At 63.5% G+C, this 17,209-nt stretch carries 15 protein-coding genes and 3 tRNA genes; 13 read left to right on the forward strand and 5 right to left on the reverse strand.

Annotated features, from left to right (window positions below):
* Positions 1–84: 84 nt before the first annotated feature.
* The 8 genes from lepA (at position 85) to nagZ (ending at position 8,461) form a co-directional block, all read left to right on the forward strand.
* Entirely contained in the window at positions 85–1,878 is a 1,794-nt protein-coding gene (gene lepA, locus EVC45_RS11890; RefSeq protein ID WP_129958182.1) for a translation elongation factor 4, read from the forward strand.
* Between the two features lie 18 nt (positions 1,879–1,896).
* Entirely contained in the window at positions 1,897–2,790 is an 894-nt protein-coding gene (lepB, locus tag EVC45_RS11895) for a signal peptidase I (RefSeq protein WP_129958183.1), read from the forward strand.
* 196 nt (positions 2,791–2,986) lie between these two features.
* Positions 2,987–4,267 (forward strand): ribonuclease III, encoded by a 1,281-nt coding sequence (gene rnc / locus EVC45_RS11900; protein ID WP_129958184.1) that lies wholly within the window; start codon positions 2,987–2,989, stop codon positions 4,265–4,267.
* A gap of 53 nt (positions 4,268–4,320) precedes the next feature.
* Complete coding sequence (era, locus tag EVC45_RS11905; protein WP_129958185.1) at positions 4,321–5,220, forward strand: GTPase Era; 900 nt, start codon at positions 4,321–4,323, stop codon at positions 5,218–5,220.
* A complete protein-coding gene (gene recO / locus EVC45_RS11910) occupies positions 5,207–6,112 on the forward strand; it encodes a DNA repair protein RecO (RefSeq protein WP_129958186.1) in 906 nt (301 codons plus the stop codon). Before era ends, recO begins: the two co-directional genes overlap by 14 nt.
* The gene (gene pdxJ, locus EVC45_RS11915; protein ID WP_129958187.1) at positions 6,109–6,873 is read left to right on the forward strand and encodes a pyridoxine 5'-phosphate synthase; all 765 of its coding nucleotides are present in this window, start codon (positions 6,109–6,111) and stop codon (positions 6,871–6,873) included. Before recO ends, pdxJ begins: the two co-directional genes overlap by 4 nt.
* A 24-nt stretch (positions 6,874–6,897) precedes the next feature.
* Complete coding sequence (gene acpS / locus EVC45_RS11920; protein WP_129958188.1) at positions 6,898–7,365, forward strand: holo-ACP synthase; 468 nt, start codon at positions 6,898–6,900, stop codon at positions 7,363–7,365.
* Between the two features lie 67 nt (positions 7,366–7,432).
* On the forward strand, positions 7,433–8,461 hold the full coding sequence (nagZ, locus tag EVC45_RS11925; RefSeq protein WP_129958189.1) for a beta-N-acetylhexosaminidase: 1,029 nt from the start codon (positions 7,433–7,435) through the stop codon (positions 8,459–8,461).
* Between the two features lie 110 nt (positions 8,462–8,571).
* Here the strand turns inward: nagZ and EVC45_RS11930 are convergent, their stop codons facing one another.
* From EVC45_RS11930 to earP, 4 genes are all read right to left on the reverse strand, one after another.
* Positions 8,572–9,954 carry a sigma-54 dependent transcriptional regulator gene (locus EVC45_RS11930; protein WP_129958190.1) on the reverse strand — a complete coding sequence of 461 codons (1,383 nt, stop codon included), beginning with the start codon at positions 9,952–9,954 and terminating at the stop codon, positions 8,572–8,574.
* A 186-nt stretch (positions 9,955–10,140) separates the two neighbouring features.
* Complete coding sequence (locus EVC45_RS11935; RefSeq protein ID WP_129958191.1) at positions 10,141–10,347, reverse strand: CsbD family protein; 207 nt, start codon at positions 10,345–10,347, stop codon at positions 10,141–10,143.
* A 269-nt stretch (positions 10,348–10,616) separates the two neighbouring features.
* Positions 10,617–11,174, reverse strand: a complete 558-nt coding sequence (gene efp, locus EVC45_RS11940; protein ID WP_008919334.1) for an elongation factor P — start codon at positions 11,172–11,174, stop codon at positions 10,617–10,619.
* Positions 11,175–11,567: 393 nt separating this feature from the next.
* On the reverse strand, positions 11,568–12,761 hold the full coding sequence (gene earP / locus EVC45_RS11945) for an elongation factor P maturation arginine rhamnosyltransferase EarP (protein WP_129958192.1): 1,194 nt from the start codon (positions 12,759–12,761) through the stop codon (positions 11,568–11,570).
* A 258-nt stretch (positions 12,762–13,019) separates the two neighbouring features.
* Here earP and uvrC point away from each other — a divergent pair, with 258 nt between their 5' ends.
* From uvrC to EVC45_RS11970, 5 genes are all read left to right on the forward strand, one after another.
* Positions 13,020–15,230, forward strand: a complete 2,211-nt coding sequence (gene uvrC, locus EVC45_RS11950; protein ID WP_129958193.1) for an excinuclease ABC subunit UvrC — start codon at positions 13,020–13,022, stop codon at positions 15,228–15,230.
* A gap of 203 nt (positions 15,231–15,433) precedes the next feature.
* Positions 15,434–16,027, forward strand: coding sequence for a CDP-diacylglycerol--glycerol-3-phosphate 3-phosphatidyltransferase (gene pgsA, locus EVC45_RS11955; protein ID WP_129958194.1), 594 nt, complete (start codon positions 15,434–15,436; stop codon positions 16,025–16,027).
* Between the two features lie 198 nt (positions 16,028–16,225).
* Positions 16,226–16,301, forward strand: a tRNA-Gly gene (locus tag EVC45_RS11960).
* Between the two features lie 63 nt (positions 16,302–16,364).
* A tRNA-Gly gene (locus EVC45_RS11965) sits at positions 16,365–16,440 on the forward strand.
* 129 nt (positions 16,441–16,569) lie between these two features.
* A tRNA-Cys gene (locus EVC45_RS11970) sits at positions 16,570–16,643 on the forward strand.
* A 221-nt stretch (positions 16,644–16,864) separates the two neighbouring features.
* Here the strand turns inward: EVC45_RS11970 and EVC45_RS47620 are convergent.
* The gene (locus EVC45_RS47620; protein WP_306770774.1) at positions 16,865–16,993 is read right to left on the reverse strand and encodes a hypothetical protein; all 129 of its coding nucleotides are present in this window, start codon (positions 16,991–16,993) and stop codon (positions 16,865–16,867) included.
* Positions 16,994–17,209 lie beyond the last annotated feature (216 nt).

Consider the following 17,209-nt stretch of genomic DNA (forward strand, 5'->3'; position numbering starts at 1 on the left):
GGCTAAAATAGATAGGATTTTCACCTACTTACAAGGCGTGCTCCGCTATTGTCCGGGCGCGCCTTTTCGCTTGATCGGCACTGAATGGATCATATTCGTAACTTCTCGATCATTGCGCACATCGACCATGGCAAGTCGACGCTCGCCGATCGCATCATCCAGATTTGTGGCGGTCTGTCCGACCGCGAGATGGAAGCCCAGGTGCTCGACTCGATGGATCTCGAGCGTGAGCGCGGCATTACCATCAAGGCGCAGACCGCCGCGTTGTCATATCGCGCGCGCGACGGGCAGGTCTACAACCTGAACATGATCGACACACCGGGGCACGTCGACTTCTCGTACGAAGTCAGTCGCTCGCTGTCCGCGTGCGAAGGCGCGCTGCTCGTCGTCGACGCGAGCCAGGGCGTGGAGGCGCAAACCGTCGCCAATTGCTACACGGCCATCGAACTCGGCGTCGAAGTGGTGCCGGTGCTGAACAAGATCGACCTGCCGGCGGCGAACCCCGAAAACGCGATCGCCGAAATCGAGGACGTGATCGGCATCGACGCGACCGACGCGACGCATTGCAGCGCGAAGACGGGCCTCGGCGTCGAAGACGTGCTCGAGGCGCTGATCGCGAAAGTGCCGCCGCCGAAGGGCGATCCGGAAGCACCGCTGCAGGCGCTGATCATCGACTCGTGGTTCGACAACTACGTCGGTGTCGTGATGCTCGTGCGCATCGTCAACGGCACGCTGCGTCCGAAGGACAAGATCCGGCTGATGGCAACCGGCGCCCAGTATCCGGTCGAGCATATCGGCGTATTCACGCCGAAATCGAAGAATCTCGAATCGCTGTCGGCGGGGCAGGTGGGCTTCATCATCGCCGGCATCAAGGAACTCGCCGCGGCGAAGGTCGGTGACACCGTTACGCTGGTGAACCAGCCGGCTGCCGCGCCGCTGCCGGGCTTCAAGGAAGTGAAACCGCAGGTGTTCGCGGGTCTCTATCCGGTCGAAGCGAACCAGTACGACGCGCTGCGCGACTCGCTCGAAAAGCTCAAGCTGAACGACGCGTCGCTGCAGTACGAACCAGAAGTATCGCAGGCGCTCGGTTTCGGTTTCCGCTGCGGCTTCCTCGGTCTGTTGCATATGGAAATCGTGCAGGAACGTCTCGAACGCGAGTTCGACATGGACCTGATCACGACGGCGCCGACCGTGGTCTACGAAGTCCTGCAGCGTGACGGCACGACCCTGATGGTCGAGAATCCGGCCAAGATGCCGGAGCCGTCGAAGATCGAGGAAGTGCGTGAGCCGATCGTCACCGTGAACCTGTACATGCCGCAAGACTACGTCGGCGCGGTGATCACGCTGTGTACGCAGAAGCGCGGCAACCAGATCAACATGCAGTATCACGGGCGTCAGGTCCAGCTCACGTACGAAATCCCGATGGGCGAAGTCGTGCTCGATTTCTTCGACCGTCTGAAGTCGATTTCGCGCGGTTATGCGTCGATGGATTACGAGTTCAAGGAATACCGCGCCTCCGACGTCGTGAAGGTCGACATGCTGATCAACGGCGACAAGGTCGATGCGCTGTCGGTTATCGTGCATCGCTCGCAAAGCCAGTACCGCGGCCGCGAAGTGGCAGCGAAAATGCGCGAGCTGATTCCGCGTCAGATGTACGACGTAGCGGTTCAGGCCACGATCGGTTCGAACATTATTGCGCGCGAAAACATTAAAGCGTTGCGTAAGAACGTGCTGGCAAAATGCTACGGCGGCGATATTACGCGGAAGAAGAAGCTGCTGGAAAAGCAGAAGGCAGGCAAGAAGCGAATGAAGCAGGTGGGCTCGGTTGAAATCCCGCAAGAGGCTTTCCTCGCTATTCTGCGTGTCGAAGACAAATAAGTTGAATAACGGAACCCTATGAATTTTGCGCTGATTCTTTTTGTGCTCGTCGTATTGACGGGTGTCGCATGGGTCGCGGACAAACTGGTTTTCCTGCCGAAGCGGCGCCGCGATGCGGAAGCCGCGGTTGCCGAATTCGATCGTCAGCAGGCACGCATCGGCGAACGTTTCGCCGATGAAAACGCTGCGCAAACGCGCGCGCGTCTGCGCGACGACAAGCTGCGTCAACCGTGGTGGCTCGAATATACGGCGAGCTTTTTCCCGGTGATTCTGGTGGTGTTCGTCGTGCGCTCGTTCGTGGTCGAGCCGTTCAAGATCCCATCGGGCTCCATGGTGCCCACGCTGCTGGTGGGCGACTTCATCCTCGTCAATAAATTCGAATACGGTCTTCGTTTGCCGATCACCAACACGAAGATCACGCAGGGCCGTCCGGTCCAGCGCGGCGACGTGGTGGTGTTCCGTTATCCGAAGGACGAATCGGTCGATTACATCAAGCGCGTGATCGGCCTGCCGGGCGACGTGATCGAGTATCAGGACAAGAAGCTCACGATCAATGGCAAGCCGGTGGCCGAAACGCCGCTGCCCGATTATCTCGACGAAGAGCGACTCGGCTATGCGAAGCAGTTCCAGGAAGATATCGACGGCCGCAAGAACGCGATTCTGAATAATCCGGCGGTGCCGCCGTTCATCGTTGGTGCGGAAGACTATCCCTATCGCGACAACTGCCAGTACAACGCGCGCGGCGTGATCTGCAAAGTGCCGCCGGGCAATTTCTTCATGATGGGCGATAACCGCGACAACAGCGCAGATAGCCGGTACTGGGGTTTTGCGCCTGAACGCAATATCGTCGGTCGCGCATTTTTCATCTGGATGAACTTCAGCGATCTGCGACGTATCGGCTCTTTCCAGTGAGTCGCATGCATTGATCGCTGCATGAGCGCTGCATGAGCGCTTCACACACGCCGCGCGAATAACTGGCACCCGGTTATCTCGGTCGCGGCGTGTTGTCATGCCACTTTAAGAACTCGCGGTAACGTCGCTTCACCACGCTTTTTCCGCTGGCGCCCCGCGTTTCCGCCGGGTCAGGCGCCCGCGTTATACTCTGCCCATGCCCCTATCTCCGTTGGAAGGCCGTTTGCGCTACGAATTTCGCAATGCGGAATTGCTGCGCCAGGCTTTAACACACCGCAGTCATAGCTCCACGCACAACGAACGGCTCGAGTTTCTCGGCGATTCCGTTCTGAATTGCGCGGTGGCTGCGCTTTTGTTCCAACGTTTCGGCAAACTCGACGAAGGCGACCTGTCGCGCGTGCGCGCCAATCTGGTCAAACAGCAGTCCCTCTACGAGATTGCTCAGGCACTCAATATTTCGGAGGGCCTGCGCCTCGGCGAGGGCGAGTTGCGCAGCGGCGGCTTCCGCCGGCCGTCAATCCTCGCGGATACGCTAGAAGCGGTGCTCGGTGCGATCTTCCTCGACGGTGGCTTCGAGGCTGCCCAAACGGTCATCAAGCGCCTTTACGTACCGATCCTCGATCATATCGACCCGCGTACGCTCGGCAAGGACGCGAAGACCTTGCTGCAGGAATATCTGCAGGGTCACAAGATTGCGTTGCCTACCTATACGGTCGTCGCCACCCATGGTGCGGCGCACAATCAGCAGTTCGAAGTCGAATGCACGGTGCCAAAGCTGGACGTCAAGGTGTCCGGCTCGGGCGCGAGCCGTCGCGCGGCGGAGCAGGCGGCCGCAAAGAAAGCGCTCGACGAAGTGATGGCCGCGGCGCCCGCCGTGGTCGCGAAGTCGAAGCGTTCAAAGGGTGCGCGCGCCGCGAAAAACGCCGAGCAGGAAATTGTGCCGGGCGTGACCGGTGTGCAGGCCGCACTGGATTTGCGCACACCGGATCGCAAGGCGGCGCGCGGCGAAGGGCGCGCGGCTGCCGCGGCGGAAGCCCATCCCGACAAATCCGCCGTGGAAAAGCCAGCCGCCGAAAGACCTGCGGCCGAGCGTGCCGCGCCGGGTGTGGCCGGGGCGCCGCTGGCCATGATCCGCGCCGCGCATGTGGAATACAGCGGACAGGACCGGCCGGAGCGCGCCGAGAAGCCCGACAGGGCAGAGCGGGCCGACAAGCTTTCGGTCCACGCGGGCGAGAAACCGGTCGACAAGCCGGCCGAAAAACCCGCAGCGGACAAAACCCCCGACCTCAAGACCGACGCACCGTCACACGCTCGCAGCGCTGAGCGTCAGCGCGGCCGCGAAACCGCGCCGGGCACCGCCGCATCGAGCGTGAGCGCCGCGACCGCGCCGGTCGTGCCGCCGGCCCAGGCCCCTGCCGAACACGAACCCGGCGTCCCCGACGCGGTGCACACGCGCGTCGCCGATGCTGGCCATTGATTGCCTCGGCGCGTGCTTCGCGCGTGCCGAACCGAACCTGCCGTAGTCCGAATATGAACGCTCCCACTCCCACTGGTTTTCGCTGCGGCATGGTCGCGATCGTCGGCCGCCCGAATGTCGGCAAGTCCACGCTGATGAACGCGCTGGTCGGCCAGAAAGTCAGCATCACATCGCGCAAGGCGCAGACCACGCGCCATCGCATCACCGGCATCAATACGCTCGAAGACGCCCAGTACATCTTCGTCGACACGCCCGGTTTCCAGACCAAACACAGCGGCGCGCTGAACCGCTCGCTGAATCGCGCCGTCACGTCGACGCTGACCTCGGTCGACGCGATCCTGTTCGTCATCGAGGCGGGCCGCTTCGGCCCTGACGACCAGAGGGTGCTCGACCTGATCCCGCCGAAGGCGCCGACGCTGCTGATCGCGAACAAGCTCGATCGTGTGTCGGATAAAGACTCGCTGTTCCCGTTCATGCAGCAGATGAGCACGCTGCGCGAGTTCAACGAGATCGTGCCGCTGTCGGCGAAAAATGCCGACGACATCAAGCGTTTGATGGCGACCATCAAGCCGTTCCTGCCGGAAGGCGCGCCGATCTACGGCGAGGACGATCTGACCGATCGCAGCGAGCGTTTTCTCGCCGCCGAAATCCTGCGCGAGAAAGTGTTCCGCTGGACCGGCGACGAACTGCCGTACACCAGCACCGTGCTGATCGACAAGTTCGAAACCGAAGGGCGGCTGCGCCGGATCTTCGCGACGATTCTCGTCGATCGCGACATGCACAAGGCGATGATCATCGGCCAGAAGGGCGCGAAGCTGAAGCAGATCAGTACCGAGGCGCGCCTCGACATGGCGAAGCTGTTCGACGGGCCGGTGTACCTGGAAACCTTCGTCAAGGTGAAGAGCGGCTGGGCCGACAACGAAGCCGGGCTTCGTGCGTATGGGTACGAATGACGCGTGGATGACGCTGAATTCAGACGAGGTTCCGGACCAACCGGAGCACGAGCCGTCGCGGCCCGCGCGTAGCGCGAGGAAATCCCCGGCCCCTGCAAAAACCGCGAAAAGTGCGCCCGCCGACGACGGCGAGCCGCGCAAAACGTCGGCGCGCCGCGCGCCGCGCGCCTCTGCATCCGACTACCGGATCGCCGAGCAGCCGGCGTTCGTGCTGCATAGCTACCCGTATCGCGAGACCAGTCTGATCATCGACGTGCTGTCGCGCGATCACGGCCGTCTCGCGCTCGTCGCAAAGGGCGCCAAGCGCCCACACTCCGCGCTGCGCGGCGTGCTGCAAACCTTCCAGCCGCTGTCGCTTGCGTGGTCGGGCAAGTCCGAAATGCGCACGCTGACGGGCGCCGAATGGGTCGGCGGCATGCTCCCGCTGACCGGCGACGCGCTTTTGTGCGGCTTCTACGTCAACGAATTGCTGGTGCGCTTCTGCGCGCGCGAAGACCCGCATCCGCAGTTGTTCCATCACTACGTCGTCACGCTCACGCGGCTCGCGCACGATGAGCCGCCGGTGCAGGTGCTGCGCTCGTTCGAACTCGTGCTGCTGCGCGAGACCGGTTACGCGATGGCGCTCGACCGCACGGTCGCCCGCAAAGCGGTGCTGGCCGACGGCCGCTACGTGTTCGATCCCGAGCGTGGCGTGCGCGAAGCATCGGACGAGTGGCCCGCGCAGTGGCCGGTGGTGTCGGGACAAACCTTGCTCGATATGGAAAAGGACGATTACCATCGAGCGCAGACCGTCGCGCAAAGCAAAACGCTGATGCGCTTCCTGCTCAACACCTATCTCGGCGGCGCGCCGCTTGCGACCCGCCAGATCCTGATCGACCTGCAGAACTTATGAGCTTCTTCCTGACTTCGCCGACCGTGATCGACCTCGGCGTGAACATCGACCACGTCGCCACGCTGCGCAACGCGCGCGGCACGTCCTATCCCGATCCGATCCGCGCCGCACTGATGGCCGAAGAGGCGGGCGCCGACGTGATCACGCTGCATCTGCGCGAAGACCGCCGGCATATCGTCGACGCCGACGTCCACAAGCTGCGACCGCTGCTGAAAACGCGCATGAATCTCGAATGTGCGGTCACACCTGAAATGCTCGACATCGCGTGCGAAGTGCAACCGCACGACGTGTGCCTCGTGCCGGAGAAGCGCGAGGAACTGACGACGGAAGGCGGCCTCGACGTCGCCGGACAGTTCGAGGCGGTGCGCGCCGCATGCAAGCAACTGGCGGACGCGAACTCGCGCGTGTCGCTCTTCATCGACCCCGATGAAACGCAGATTCGCGCGGCGCACGAAGCCGGCGCGCCGGTGATCGAGCTGCACACCGGCCGTTATGCGGAAGCGCACGATCCCGCGGAGCAGCAGCGCGAATACGAGCGCATCGTGCGCGCGGTCGAATTCGGCGCGACGCTCGGCCTCAAGGTGAACGCGGGCCACGGTCTGCACTACACGAACGTGCAGCAGATCGCGGCGATCGACGGCATCGTCGAACTCAACATCGGCCATGCGATCGTCGCGCACGCGATCTTCGCGGGCTGGGACAACGCGGTGCGCGAGATGAAGGCGATCATGGTCGCCGCGCGTCTCGGCGCGCGCGCGTAACGCAATCTCGCGACGGACGCACGCATGGCAATCTACGGCATCGGCACCGACATCGTTCAGGTGAGCCGCGTAGCGGCGGTGATGACTCGCACCAACGGCCGGTTCGCCGAGAAGGTGCTCGGCCCCGACGAACTACGCGTCTATCACGCGCGCCAGGCCCGTTCGGCGGCGCGCGGCCTCGCGTTTCTCGCGACGCGCTTCTCGGCGAAAGAGGCGTTCTCGAAGGCAATCGGCCTCGGCATGCACTGGCCGATGACCTGGCGCGCGCTGCAGACGCTGAACCGCCCGAGCGGCGAGCCGATGGTGGTCGCCTCCGGCGAGTTGGCCGACTGGCTCGCCGCGCGCGGTATCACGGCGCGCGTGACGATCAGCGACGAACGCGACTACGCGGTGTCGTTCGTGATCGCCGAGACGCAGCGGGGGGGCGAGGCGGAAGCCTCGCCTGGCGCGTCGGCATCGCGGGCTTCGTCCGCTCAGTCCGCCACCGAATAAAAACGTTGAACGCGACCGCCGGCGGTCGCGTTTGTCTTTGTCTCAGGCTCCTTTCCAGCGGAATTCGATGAAAACCACACCCGGACCGGTGATGCTCGACGTGACCGGCAAAACGCTGAACCGCGACGACAAACGACGTCTCGCTCACCCGATGACCGGCGGCGTGATCCTGTTCGCGCGCCACTACGAGAGCCGCGCGCAACTGGTTGCGCTGACCGATGCAATCCGCGCGATTCGCCCGGATCTGCTGATCGCCGTCGATCACGAAGGCGGCCGCGTGCAGCGCTTTCGCACTGACGGCTTCACGGTGCTGCCGTCGATGGGCAAGCTCGGCGCGCTGTGGGACCAGGACGTGCTGCATGCGACCAAGGTGACGACCGCGGTCGGCTATATCCTCGCCGCGGAGCTGCGCGCGTGCGGTATCGACATGAGCTTCACGCCGGTGCTCGACCTCGACTACGGGCACTCGAAGGTGATCGGCGATCGCGCGTTCCATCGCGATCCGCGCGTGGTCGCGCTGCTCGCGAAGAACCTCAATCACGGTCTGGCGTTGGCCGGCATGAGCAATTGCGGCAAGCATTTTCCTGGGCACGGCTTCGCGCAGGCGGATTCGCACGTCGCGATGCCGGTCGACGAACGCCCGCTCGACGAGATCCTCGGCAACGACGTCGCGCCGTACGACTGGCTCGGTCTGTCGCTCGATGCGGTGTTGCCGGCGCACGTCGTGTATCCGCGGGTCGATGCGAAGCCGGCCGGCTTCTCCCGCATCTGGTTGCAGGACATCCTGCGCGGCAAGCTCGGCTTCGAAGGCGCGATCTTCAGCGACGATCTGTCGATGCAAGCCGCGCGCCAGGGCGGCACGCTGACCGAAGGCGCGCAAGCCGCCCTGGAGGCCGGCTGCGACATGGTGTTGATCTGCAACCAGCCGGACGAAGCGGAGAAGGTGCTCGACGCGCTGCGCGTCACGCCGTCGAAGGAATCGCGGCGGCGGCTGAAGCGCATGCGGCCGCGCGGCGAGGCGCTCACGTGGAGCAAGCTGATGGCCGAGCCCCGGTACGCCGAAGCGCAGAGGCTGGTGCGCAGTACGTTCGCATAAACGGAAATGGCGCCTTGAAGCAATTCAAGGCGCCATTTTTTATCGGCTCCGAACGGTGCGAGCCCCCGTCGAGTTTTGACGGGCATGCACGGCACACGCGATTCGACTTCTCAGTTCAGGCGCATCCGCTGCAACTTGTTGTACAGCGTCTTCGGGCTGATTCCCAGCAACGATGCCGCGCGATGCCGCGTGCCGCCAACGGCGTCGAGCGTCGCGCGAATCAGCATTTCTTCGACGTCCGCGAGCGGCGTGCCAACCGTGACCTGCACGCGGCTGCCGTTCAGATCGCGGCCGTTGGCCGTGCCAGACTCGTCGGCGCGCAACGACTCGATCACGTCGCCCGATGCCTGATAGGCGCGCCGCACGCGTTCCTGCAGCTCTCGCACGTTGCCCGGCCAATCGTACGCGAGGCATTCGCGCAGGAAGTTCGGCCCCGCCTGCTTCGCGACTTCGGAGGTGCCGCGCGCGCCCGCTTCCACATTCAGTTCGTCGATGACTGCCTGCGCGATCAGCACCGGATCCTCGCCGCGTTCGCGCAGCGGCGGCAGCATGACCGCGGCCGCTTCGAGGCGCAGCGCGAGCTCCTGATGCAGCGAGCCGGCCGCGACCGCCGCCCGCGGCGGCACGCGCGTCGACGCGATCAGCCGGAAGTCGGTAACGATCTGGTTGGTGCCGCCCACGCGCATGAAGGTCTGCGAATCGAGCGCGCGCAACAGCGCTTCCTGCTGCGCGCGCGGCAACTCGGTGATTTCGTCGATGAACAGCGTGCCGCCGCTCGCCTGTTCGAAGAGGCCCGGCTCGCGCTGCTCGGCGCCGCCGAACGCACCGCGTTCGTGGCCGAACAGCATGCTGTCGAGCGACCGATTGAGGCCGCCGGCCGTCGCGCCGCGGCAATCGAACGTGATGAACGGACCTTTGCGGCGGCGACTCATGTCGTGCAGCGTACGCGCGGCGACCTGCTTGCCGGTGCCGGCCTCGCCGCAGATCAGCACCGCGGCTTCGGTCGGCGCGAGACGCTCGATCGTGTCGTACACGTGCTGAATGGCGCCGCTGCGGCCGAGCATCGAACCGAAGTGTCCAAGCTGACGCAGCGACGCGCGCAGTGCCTGGACTTCCTCGGTCAGCTCATAAGGCCGCGGAATGCGCGCGAGCAGGCTGCGCAGACGCGGGATGTTGACCGGTTTCAGCAGATAGTCCCAGATGCCGTGCCGCAAGCCCTCGATCGCGCTTTCGACGGTCGCATTGCCGGTCATCACGATTACCGGAAGCGCACCGCCTGGCGGATGCGCGGGCAGATGCTGCAACAGGTCGAGGCCGCTGCCGTCCGGCAGATTCAGGTCGACGAGCACGACGTCGGGGATGAAGCGCGTCAATGCGCCGCGGGCCTCGGCGAGGGTGGTCGCGGTGTCGACCGAAAAGCCGTCGGCGGCGAGGATTGCCGACAGACCGGACAGGCTATTGGGATCGTCTTCAACAATCAGAGCGTGTGGCATGGCGAGCGCAATTTTATGAATGGGTTGAATGCCCGGCGCGCCGCCAACGCTGATGGCGCGGACTCGGGCTCTGGGGGCTCGATGACAGGGCTAAACGAACGGTCCTTGGGCGGTGAAAAAACGACAGCCGCCGGCACTACGCCTGGAGCCGCGCGGGCCGCGTCTGTAGTTCCTTCACCCGTCCTGTCAGAAATCCCGGTTGCTATCGAAAAACCGGCGCACTTCGAGTTCCGCCTGTTCACGGGTTTTGCCATAGCGTTCCTGAATCAAACCAGCGAGCTTATCGGCCCGGCCTTCGGCCTTGATCAACTGGTCGTCCGTCAGTTCGCCCCATGCGGCTTTTGCCTTGCCGACCATCTGTCTCCATTTGCCTTCAGCGATGTCGTTGTTCATGGTGCCTCTCCGAGGATGGAAATGAGCGGTACTCGCGTAACTCTCTCCATCAAGCAGGGATCGTGCCAAAGACTTTGGATGAAATGGATCAAGGGCTTGCCGCACGCGCGGCGCGAAATCGGGATGTCGCAATGGCAATTTTGAGAAATTTGCCGGTAAAGTTTTCCTAAACCATACACGGCGCGACAGAAAAGAAAAAGCGCCCAAAATTGAGCGCTTTTTGTGCAGGCCGGCAGAGCGCCGGCGCAGGCGGGTGACGCAGACGGCGCTTAGGCGCGGCTGCGGTATTCGTGCGTACGCGTGTCGATTTCGATCTTGTCGCCGATGTTGCAGAAGAGCGGCACTTGCAGTTCGAAGCCGGTGTTCAGCTTGGCGTTCTTCAGCACTTTGCCCGACGACGTATCGCCCTTGACTGCCGGTTCCGTGTAGATGATTTCGCGAACCAGCGTGGTCGGCAGTTCGACCGAGATCGCCTTCTCGTTGTAGAACACGACTTCGCAAGCCATGCCGTCTTCGAGGTAGTGCATCGCGTCGCCCATCATTTCGGCTTCGACTTCGTACTGGTTGTAGTCGGCGTCCATGAACACGTACATCGGATCGGCGAAGTACGAATACGTCACTTCCTTGCGCTCGAGCACGACGACGTCGAACTTGTCGTCCGCCTTGTACACGGTTTCCATGCCTGCGCCGGTCAGCAGGTTCTTGAACTTCATCTTGACGACGGCGGAGTTACGGCCCGATTTGTTGTATTCGGCCTTTTGCACGACCATTGCGTCTGCGCCGATCATCACGACGTTGCCGGTGCGGAGTTCCTGTGCGGTCTTCATAAAACTGTCCTGTACGAGATAAATAGCTTAACTGTTGCTCAACGGCATAGGCGCCAAGCGGCTTCGGCGTTTCGCCCACCGTCTGCCACGCGCCGCTTGAAGCGACCGCAGCCCGGATGCGTGAAACGGGACCGGCTCGCGGCGAAGACCCAAGGTGTGATACCCCGGCGTTTCCGCCTGTCCGTTACCTGATTTTTACCCTGTTCGGGCGTGTACACGAGTGGCGCCGATCTGCAATACGCCCAAACATACGTCCCTTTTCTGACATTCGCGTGCCCGACCGGAAGATTGGGATGCGTGCCGTGTTTTTCGAGGGGACCGGTCAGACGGGCTGACCATGGGGTTGTTGCTCGAATCGGGCCGCGCTTGCGTCGTCGGCCGTTGGATAACCGCTTATTTTAACTGAGTTTTTGCGAACGAGGTCAGATTTCCGGCGAGATCGCCGACTTGCGAGAGTTCGACCGCCCAGGCGGCGGCGCGCTGCTTAAGGGCCGGATGGTGGCGCTGGAATTCCGCCCAGTCCGGTTGACCCGCGCCGTTCCACGCGTGCCAGAAGCGCTCGAGCGCGGCACGCACGTCAGCGGGCAGCGTGCGGGTGTAGTGCGCGAGTGCGGCGTCCAGCTTTGGCAGATGGGCGTCGTCGGCTTGCGGGTAGATGTGCCAGACGAACGGCTTCGCGGCCCACTGCGCGCGCACGAACGAGTCCTCGCCGCGTACAAAATTGACGTCGCTCGCCCATAGCAGCGCGTCGTAGCCTGGCTGTTCGGTGAATGCGAGCGCGTGCGCGGTGAGGTTGCCGCGCGTCGCATGGGTGCCCGCTGCGAACGACGGAAGGCCGAAAAAGCGCGCGAGCGCGCCGGAAATGCGTCCTTCGGGCACCAGCAGCACGATCGGGCTTGCGCTGTCGCGCCATTGTTCGAGCAGGCTGTCGACGGCCGGGTTTTCGTAGGCGAACAGCGACACGACGGTCGCGTCGGCGGCAGGCGGCGGGTGGCCCGTGGCGTTGCGCCACCAGTCGGTGCGCGCGGCCGGCGAGCCTTCGAACGCGGCGCGCGCGGCGTCGAGATCGCGCTCTTTCAGAACGCCACCGGTGCCGGGGCCGAGGCCGGGAAAAAAGAAGGTCTTGCTGAGCGCGTAGCGCGGGTGAGGCGACGGCCGCAGATGAAAATCGGCGATCCAGTCCTCGGCGCTCAGATATTCGAGGTTGAGCCACAGCGGCGCGCGCGCGCGTCCGGCCATCGCCGCGATATAGACGGGCGGCAGCTCGCAGGCGAACGCCTCGATCACGACGTCGGCGACCTCGAGCGTATCGCCCGCATGGGACGGCTCGTGCCAATGCTCGATGACGATGTCGTCGATCGTTTGCCGCGCACGCTCCAGCGCGAGCGACGGGCACAGCCTCCTGAACGCATGCAGATCGTCGACGAACACGCGCATCTGCCAGCCGTGCTCGCGCGAGAGTTGGCGCGCGAGGCGCCAGCACACGCCGATGTCGCCGAAGTTGTCGATCACCGCGCAGAAGATATCGCAGGCGATCGGGGTGGCAGGGGCGGCGGGTGATCCGGAATCGGGCGCGACGGAGGACATGGCAGCTCGGCTGGCTCGGTGACTCCGCCGACGCGGAGCGGGTTCGAACGAACGTGGAATGTTCTAAACTGGCGATTCTAAAGCCTCGCTAGCGATCGCGCGCGCCCTTTGCCCGACCCGCGGGCCGCATGGCGCGACACATGGCGTGACGCGCGACACGACCTTCGGTACACGACGCCGCGCACCAGACGGCTCAAGCGACGCAAGCGGTGCAAGCGACGAGGCAACACGAGACAGTCCCACCCCAATCGATCCCGCATGACCGAACCCGAAGCAACCGACACCTTCGAGCCGAAAAAAGTGCTCGTCCAACTGCCGCATCTGCCCGGCGTCTACCGCTATTACGACACCGGCGGCGCGGTGCTCTACGTCGGCAAGGCGCGCGATCTGAAGAAGCGCGTATCGAGCTACTTCACGAAGACGCAACTGTCGCCGCGGATCGCGATGATGGTCACGCGCATCGCGCGCATCGAGACGACGGTCACGCGTTCCGAGGCCGAGGCACTGCTGCTCGAAAACAACCTGATCAAGGCGCTCACGCCGCGTTACAACATCCTGTTTCGCGACGACAAGTCGTATCCGTATCTGAAGCTGACCGGCCACAAGTTTCCGCGCATGGCCTATTACCGCGGCTCGGTCGATCGGAAGAATCAGTACTTCGGTCCGTTCCCGAGCGCGTGGGCGGTGCGCGAGAGCATCCAGATCCTGCAGCGCGTGTTCCAGCTGCGCACCTGCGAAGACTCGGTGTTCAACAACCGCACGCGGCCGTGTCTGCTGCATCAGATCGGCCGTTGCACGGCGCCGTGCGTCGCGAACATCAGCGAAGAGGATTACGCACGCGACGTCGCCAACGCGTCGCGCTTTCTGCTCGGCCGCCAGGGCGAGGTGATGAAGGAGCTCGAGCAGAAGATGCATGCGTTCGCGAGCGAGCTGAAGTTCGAGCAGGCCGCGGCGGTGCGCAACCAGATGAGCTCGCTGTCGACGGTGTTGCATCAGCAGGCGATCGAAGTCGGCAGCGATAGCGATGTCGATATTCTCGCGGTGGTCGCGCTGGGCGGTCGCGTGTGCGTGAATCTCGCGATGGTGCGCGGCGGCCGGCATCTCGGCGATAAGGCGTACTTCCCCACGCACGTGGAAAGCGCGTTGACGGCGGAGGAAGGCGGGCTCGAAGAAGGCGGCGAGCTGGACGACGCATCGGCGGATACGCGTGAGCGCGCGCCGTCGGCCGAAGCGGCGAGCGCCACGGCCGATGCGCTTGCGATCGCGCAGGATATGCCGTCGGAAGACGAAGATGCCGATGCCGGTGACGAAGACGCGCTCGACGAGGCGGTCACAGCGACTGCGGACACCGTCAGCGACGAAGACGCCGACGGGAACACGGAATCCTCCCCGGCGGCGAAGCGGCGTAAAGGCCGCGCGCCCGGCGCCATCGAATCTGAAGTGCTCGAAGCGTTCGTCGCGCAGCATTACCTTGGCAATCGCGTGCCGCCGGTGCTGGTGGTCAGCCACGCGCCGGCGCGAGAACTCGTCGACGTGTTGATCGAGCAGGCGGGCCACAAGGTGTCCGTGCTGCGTCAACCGCAAGGACAGCGACGCGCATGGCTCGCAATGGCCGAGCAGAACGCGCGGCTCGCGCTCGCGCGGCTGCTCTCCGAGCAGGGCTCGCAGCAGGCGCGCACGCGCGCGCTGACCGACACGCTGAGTCTGGAGTGCGACGACCTCGCGCATCTGCGCATCGAATGCTTCGATATCAGTCACACGATGGGCGAGGCGACGCAGGCGTCGTGCGTCGTCTATCACCATCACAAGATGCAGTCGTCCGAGTATCGCCGCTACAACATCACTGGCATCACGCCCGGCGACGATTACGCGGCGATGCGCCAGGTGCTCACGCGCCGCTACGAGAAGATGGTTGCGCAAGCGGCCGCGAATGCGAGCGACGAAGCCGCCGAATCGCAAAGCGACGCGGCCGCCGATCCCTCGCTCGCCGCCGATGCCGCTGAGCCGGCCGCGGCCGGCGGCATACTGCCGACCATCGTGCTGATCGACGGCGGCAAGGGGCAGGTGGAGATCGCGCGGCAGGTGTTCACGGAGCTGGGGCTCGATACCGGCATGCTGGTCGGCGTCGCGAAGGGCGAGGGGCGCAAGGTCGGCCTCGAGACGCTGATTTTCGCGGACGGCCGCACGCCGCTCGAACTCGGCAAGGAAAGCGCCGCGCTGATGCTGGTCGCGCAGATCCGCGACGAAGCGCACCGCTTTGCGATCACCGGCATGCGCGCCAAGCGCGGCAAGACGCGCCAGACTTCGCGGCTCGAAGAACTCGAAGGCGTGGGGGCGAAGCGGCGGCAGCGTCTGCTGGCGCGCTTTGGCGGCTTGCGCGGAGTGGTGGCCGCGAGCGTCGAGGATCTCGCGAGCGTCGAAGGCATTTCGCAGGCGCTCGCTGAGCAGATCTATCGACAACTGCATTGAATTGGGGGACCGCGTCGCGCTGTTTTCTGAATGACCGCTCGCCGGGCCCCGGCGTCGCGCTGCGGATGCGCCGGTTGCGCGAACTCCGCGCTGGGCGCGGCCCGCTTGCCGCCCCCGCGTGGCCATGCCTGGGCCGCTTGCTTGTGGCAGTCCTTGCGACACGGCACAATTGCAACTCACTCGTCAGACGCTGCGCCTGCCCCATGCCGTTTAATTTCCCGATATTCCTGACCTGGTTGCGGATCGTGCTGATTCCGCTCGTCGTCGGTGTGTTTTATTTGCCCGACATGATGATGAGCCCCGCGCACCGCAATCTCGCGGCCGCGACGATCTTCATCCTGGCGGCGCTCACCGACTGGTTCGACGGCTATCTGGCCCGCAAATGGAATCAGACCTCGGCCTTCGGCGCGTTTCTCGATCCGGTCGCCGACAAGCTGATGGTGACCGCGGCGTTGCTCGTGCTCGTGCAGCTCGCGCGAATCGATTCGGCGATCGCGCTCGTGATCGTCGGACGCGAAATCGCGATCTCGGCGCTGCGCGAATGGATGGCGCAGATCGGTGCGTCGAAGAGCGTCGCCGTGAACTCGCTCGGCAAATTCAAGACCGCTTGTCAGATGGTCGCGATTCCGATGCTGCTGTTCTACGGCCCACTGCCGCTCGGTGGCGGCGTGACGGTCGACACGCGCGTGTGGGGCTTGTGGCTGATCTATCTGGCCGCGTTCCTGACGATCTGGTCGATGCTGTACTACATGAAGCTCGCGTGGCCACAGATTCGCGAGCGCGGCGGCATCGCGTGACGGTGTGAACAGAAGGGGCGCGCGGGCGCAAAAGTGTGTTCGAACCCCGCGCTACTACGAGCGAAATATTTTCTTTAAAACAGATGGGCAAAAGGGGTTGACACGTTTCAGTCGATTCTCCATAATCTCGTTTCTCCGATGCACGCAGCGCGAAACACCGGAGACGCAGTAAAGCAGTAGCAGTAAATGCAGTACGACGCGGGAATAGCTCAGTTGGTAGAGCGCAACCTTGCCAAGGTTGAGGTCGCGAGTTCGAGCCTCGTTTCCCGCTCCAGTTTTCGAAGCATCGCGTTGTTTGGCGAAGTAAAAAACGCAGCGCGGTGTGAAGCAGTTCAATGCGGGAGTAGCTCAGTTGGTAGAGCGCAACCTTGCCAAGGTTGAGGTCGCGAGTTCGAGCCTCGTCTCCCGCTCCATACATCAGGGGAAGCAACGCTTCCCTTTTTGTTTGGAAGACCGGTCGTTCTGAACTTTCCAGAGCTTCGGTTCTTCTGGTGACCGCCAGATAAATCTGCGAACCCGTGTCTAGGTTCCAGTCCGCTTGCGGCGCGATAGCAAAGCGGTTATGCAGCGGCCTGCAAAGCCGTTTAGGCCGGTTCGACTCCGGCTCGCGCCTCCAGTCTTTGATGTAAAGCAAAAGCCCCGACTTGTCGGGGCTTTTCTTTTTTGTGCTCATTTTTTGCCTGTTGAGGCCGGTGAGGTGCTGTCGTGGGTGTACGACTCATCTCCGACCGTTGGCCGCATTGCCCATCGCGCTATTCGTGAAGAGTTCGGATGACGACGCGGAACTCAGGCCGCTGAGTAAAACGACGGTGTAACTGTTACCAGGCAAGGTGCAGATCACGCGGTACTGCCATCGGTCGCCAGAGCGTCTGCCTGTAGTGCGGGGTTGAAGGCGATAAACGTGCTGCTCGAACCGACCGACAGCGCGCCCGCCGAGTTCGTGCTGAACGAATAGCCGGCGTCCACAGAATCCAGTCCACCGTCCGACGACAGCGCAAAGCTCTCATCGCCCTGCGCATCGCTCAGACCACAGGTACTCGCTGTCGATCCTGAATTGCTGGATGAACTTTCATTTATATTCTGTTTTCTTTCTAATTTATACCGCAGCTATAAATGCAATTTAATCCGTCGTGGGGCGGCGCCGCTTTAGCAGCATTCATGTAAAGTGATCGCCGGCATTGT

Source organism: Paraburkholderia sp. UYCP14C (assembly GCF_004197395.1).
Classification (GTDB): Bacteria; Pseudomonadota; Gammaproteobacteria; order Burkholderiales; family Burkholderiaceae; genus Paraburkholderia.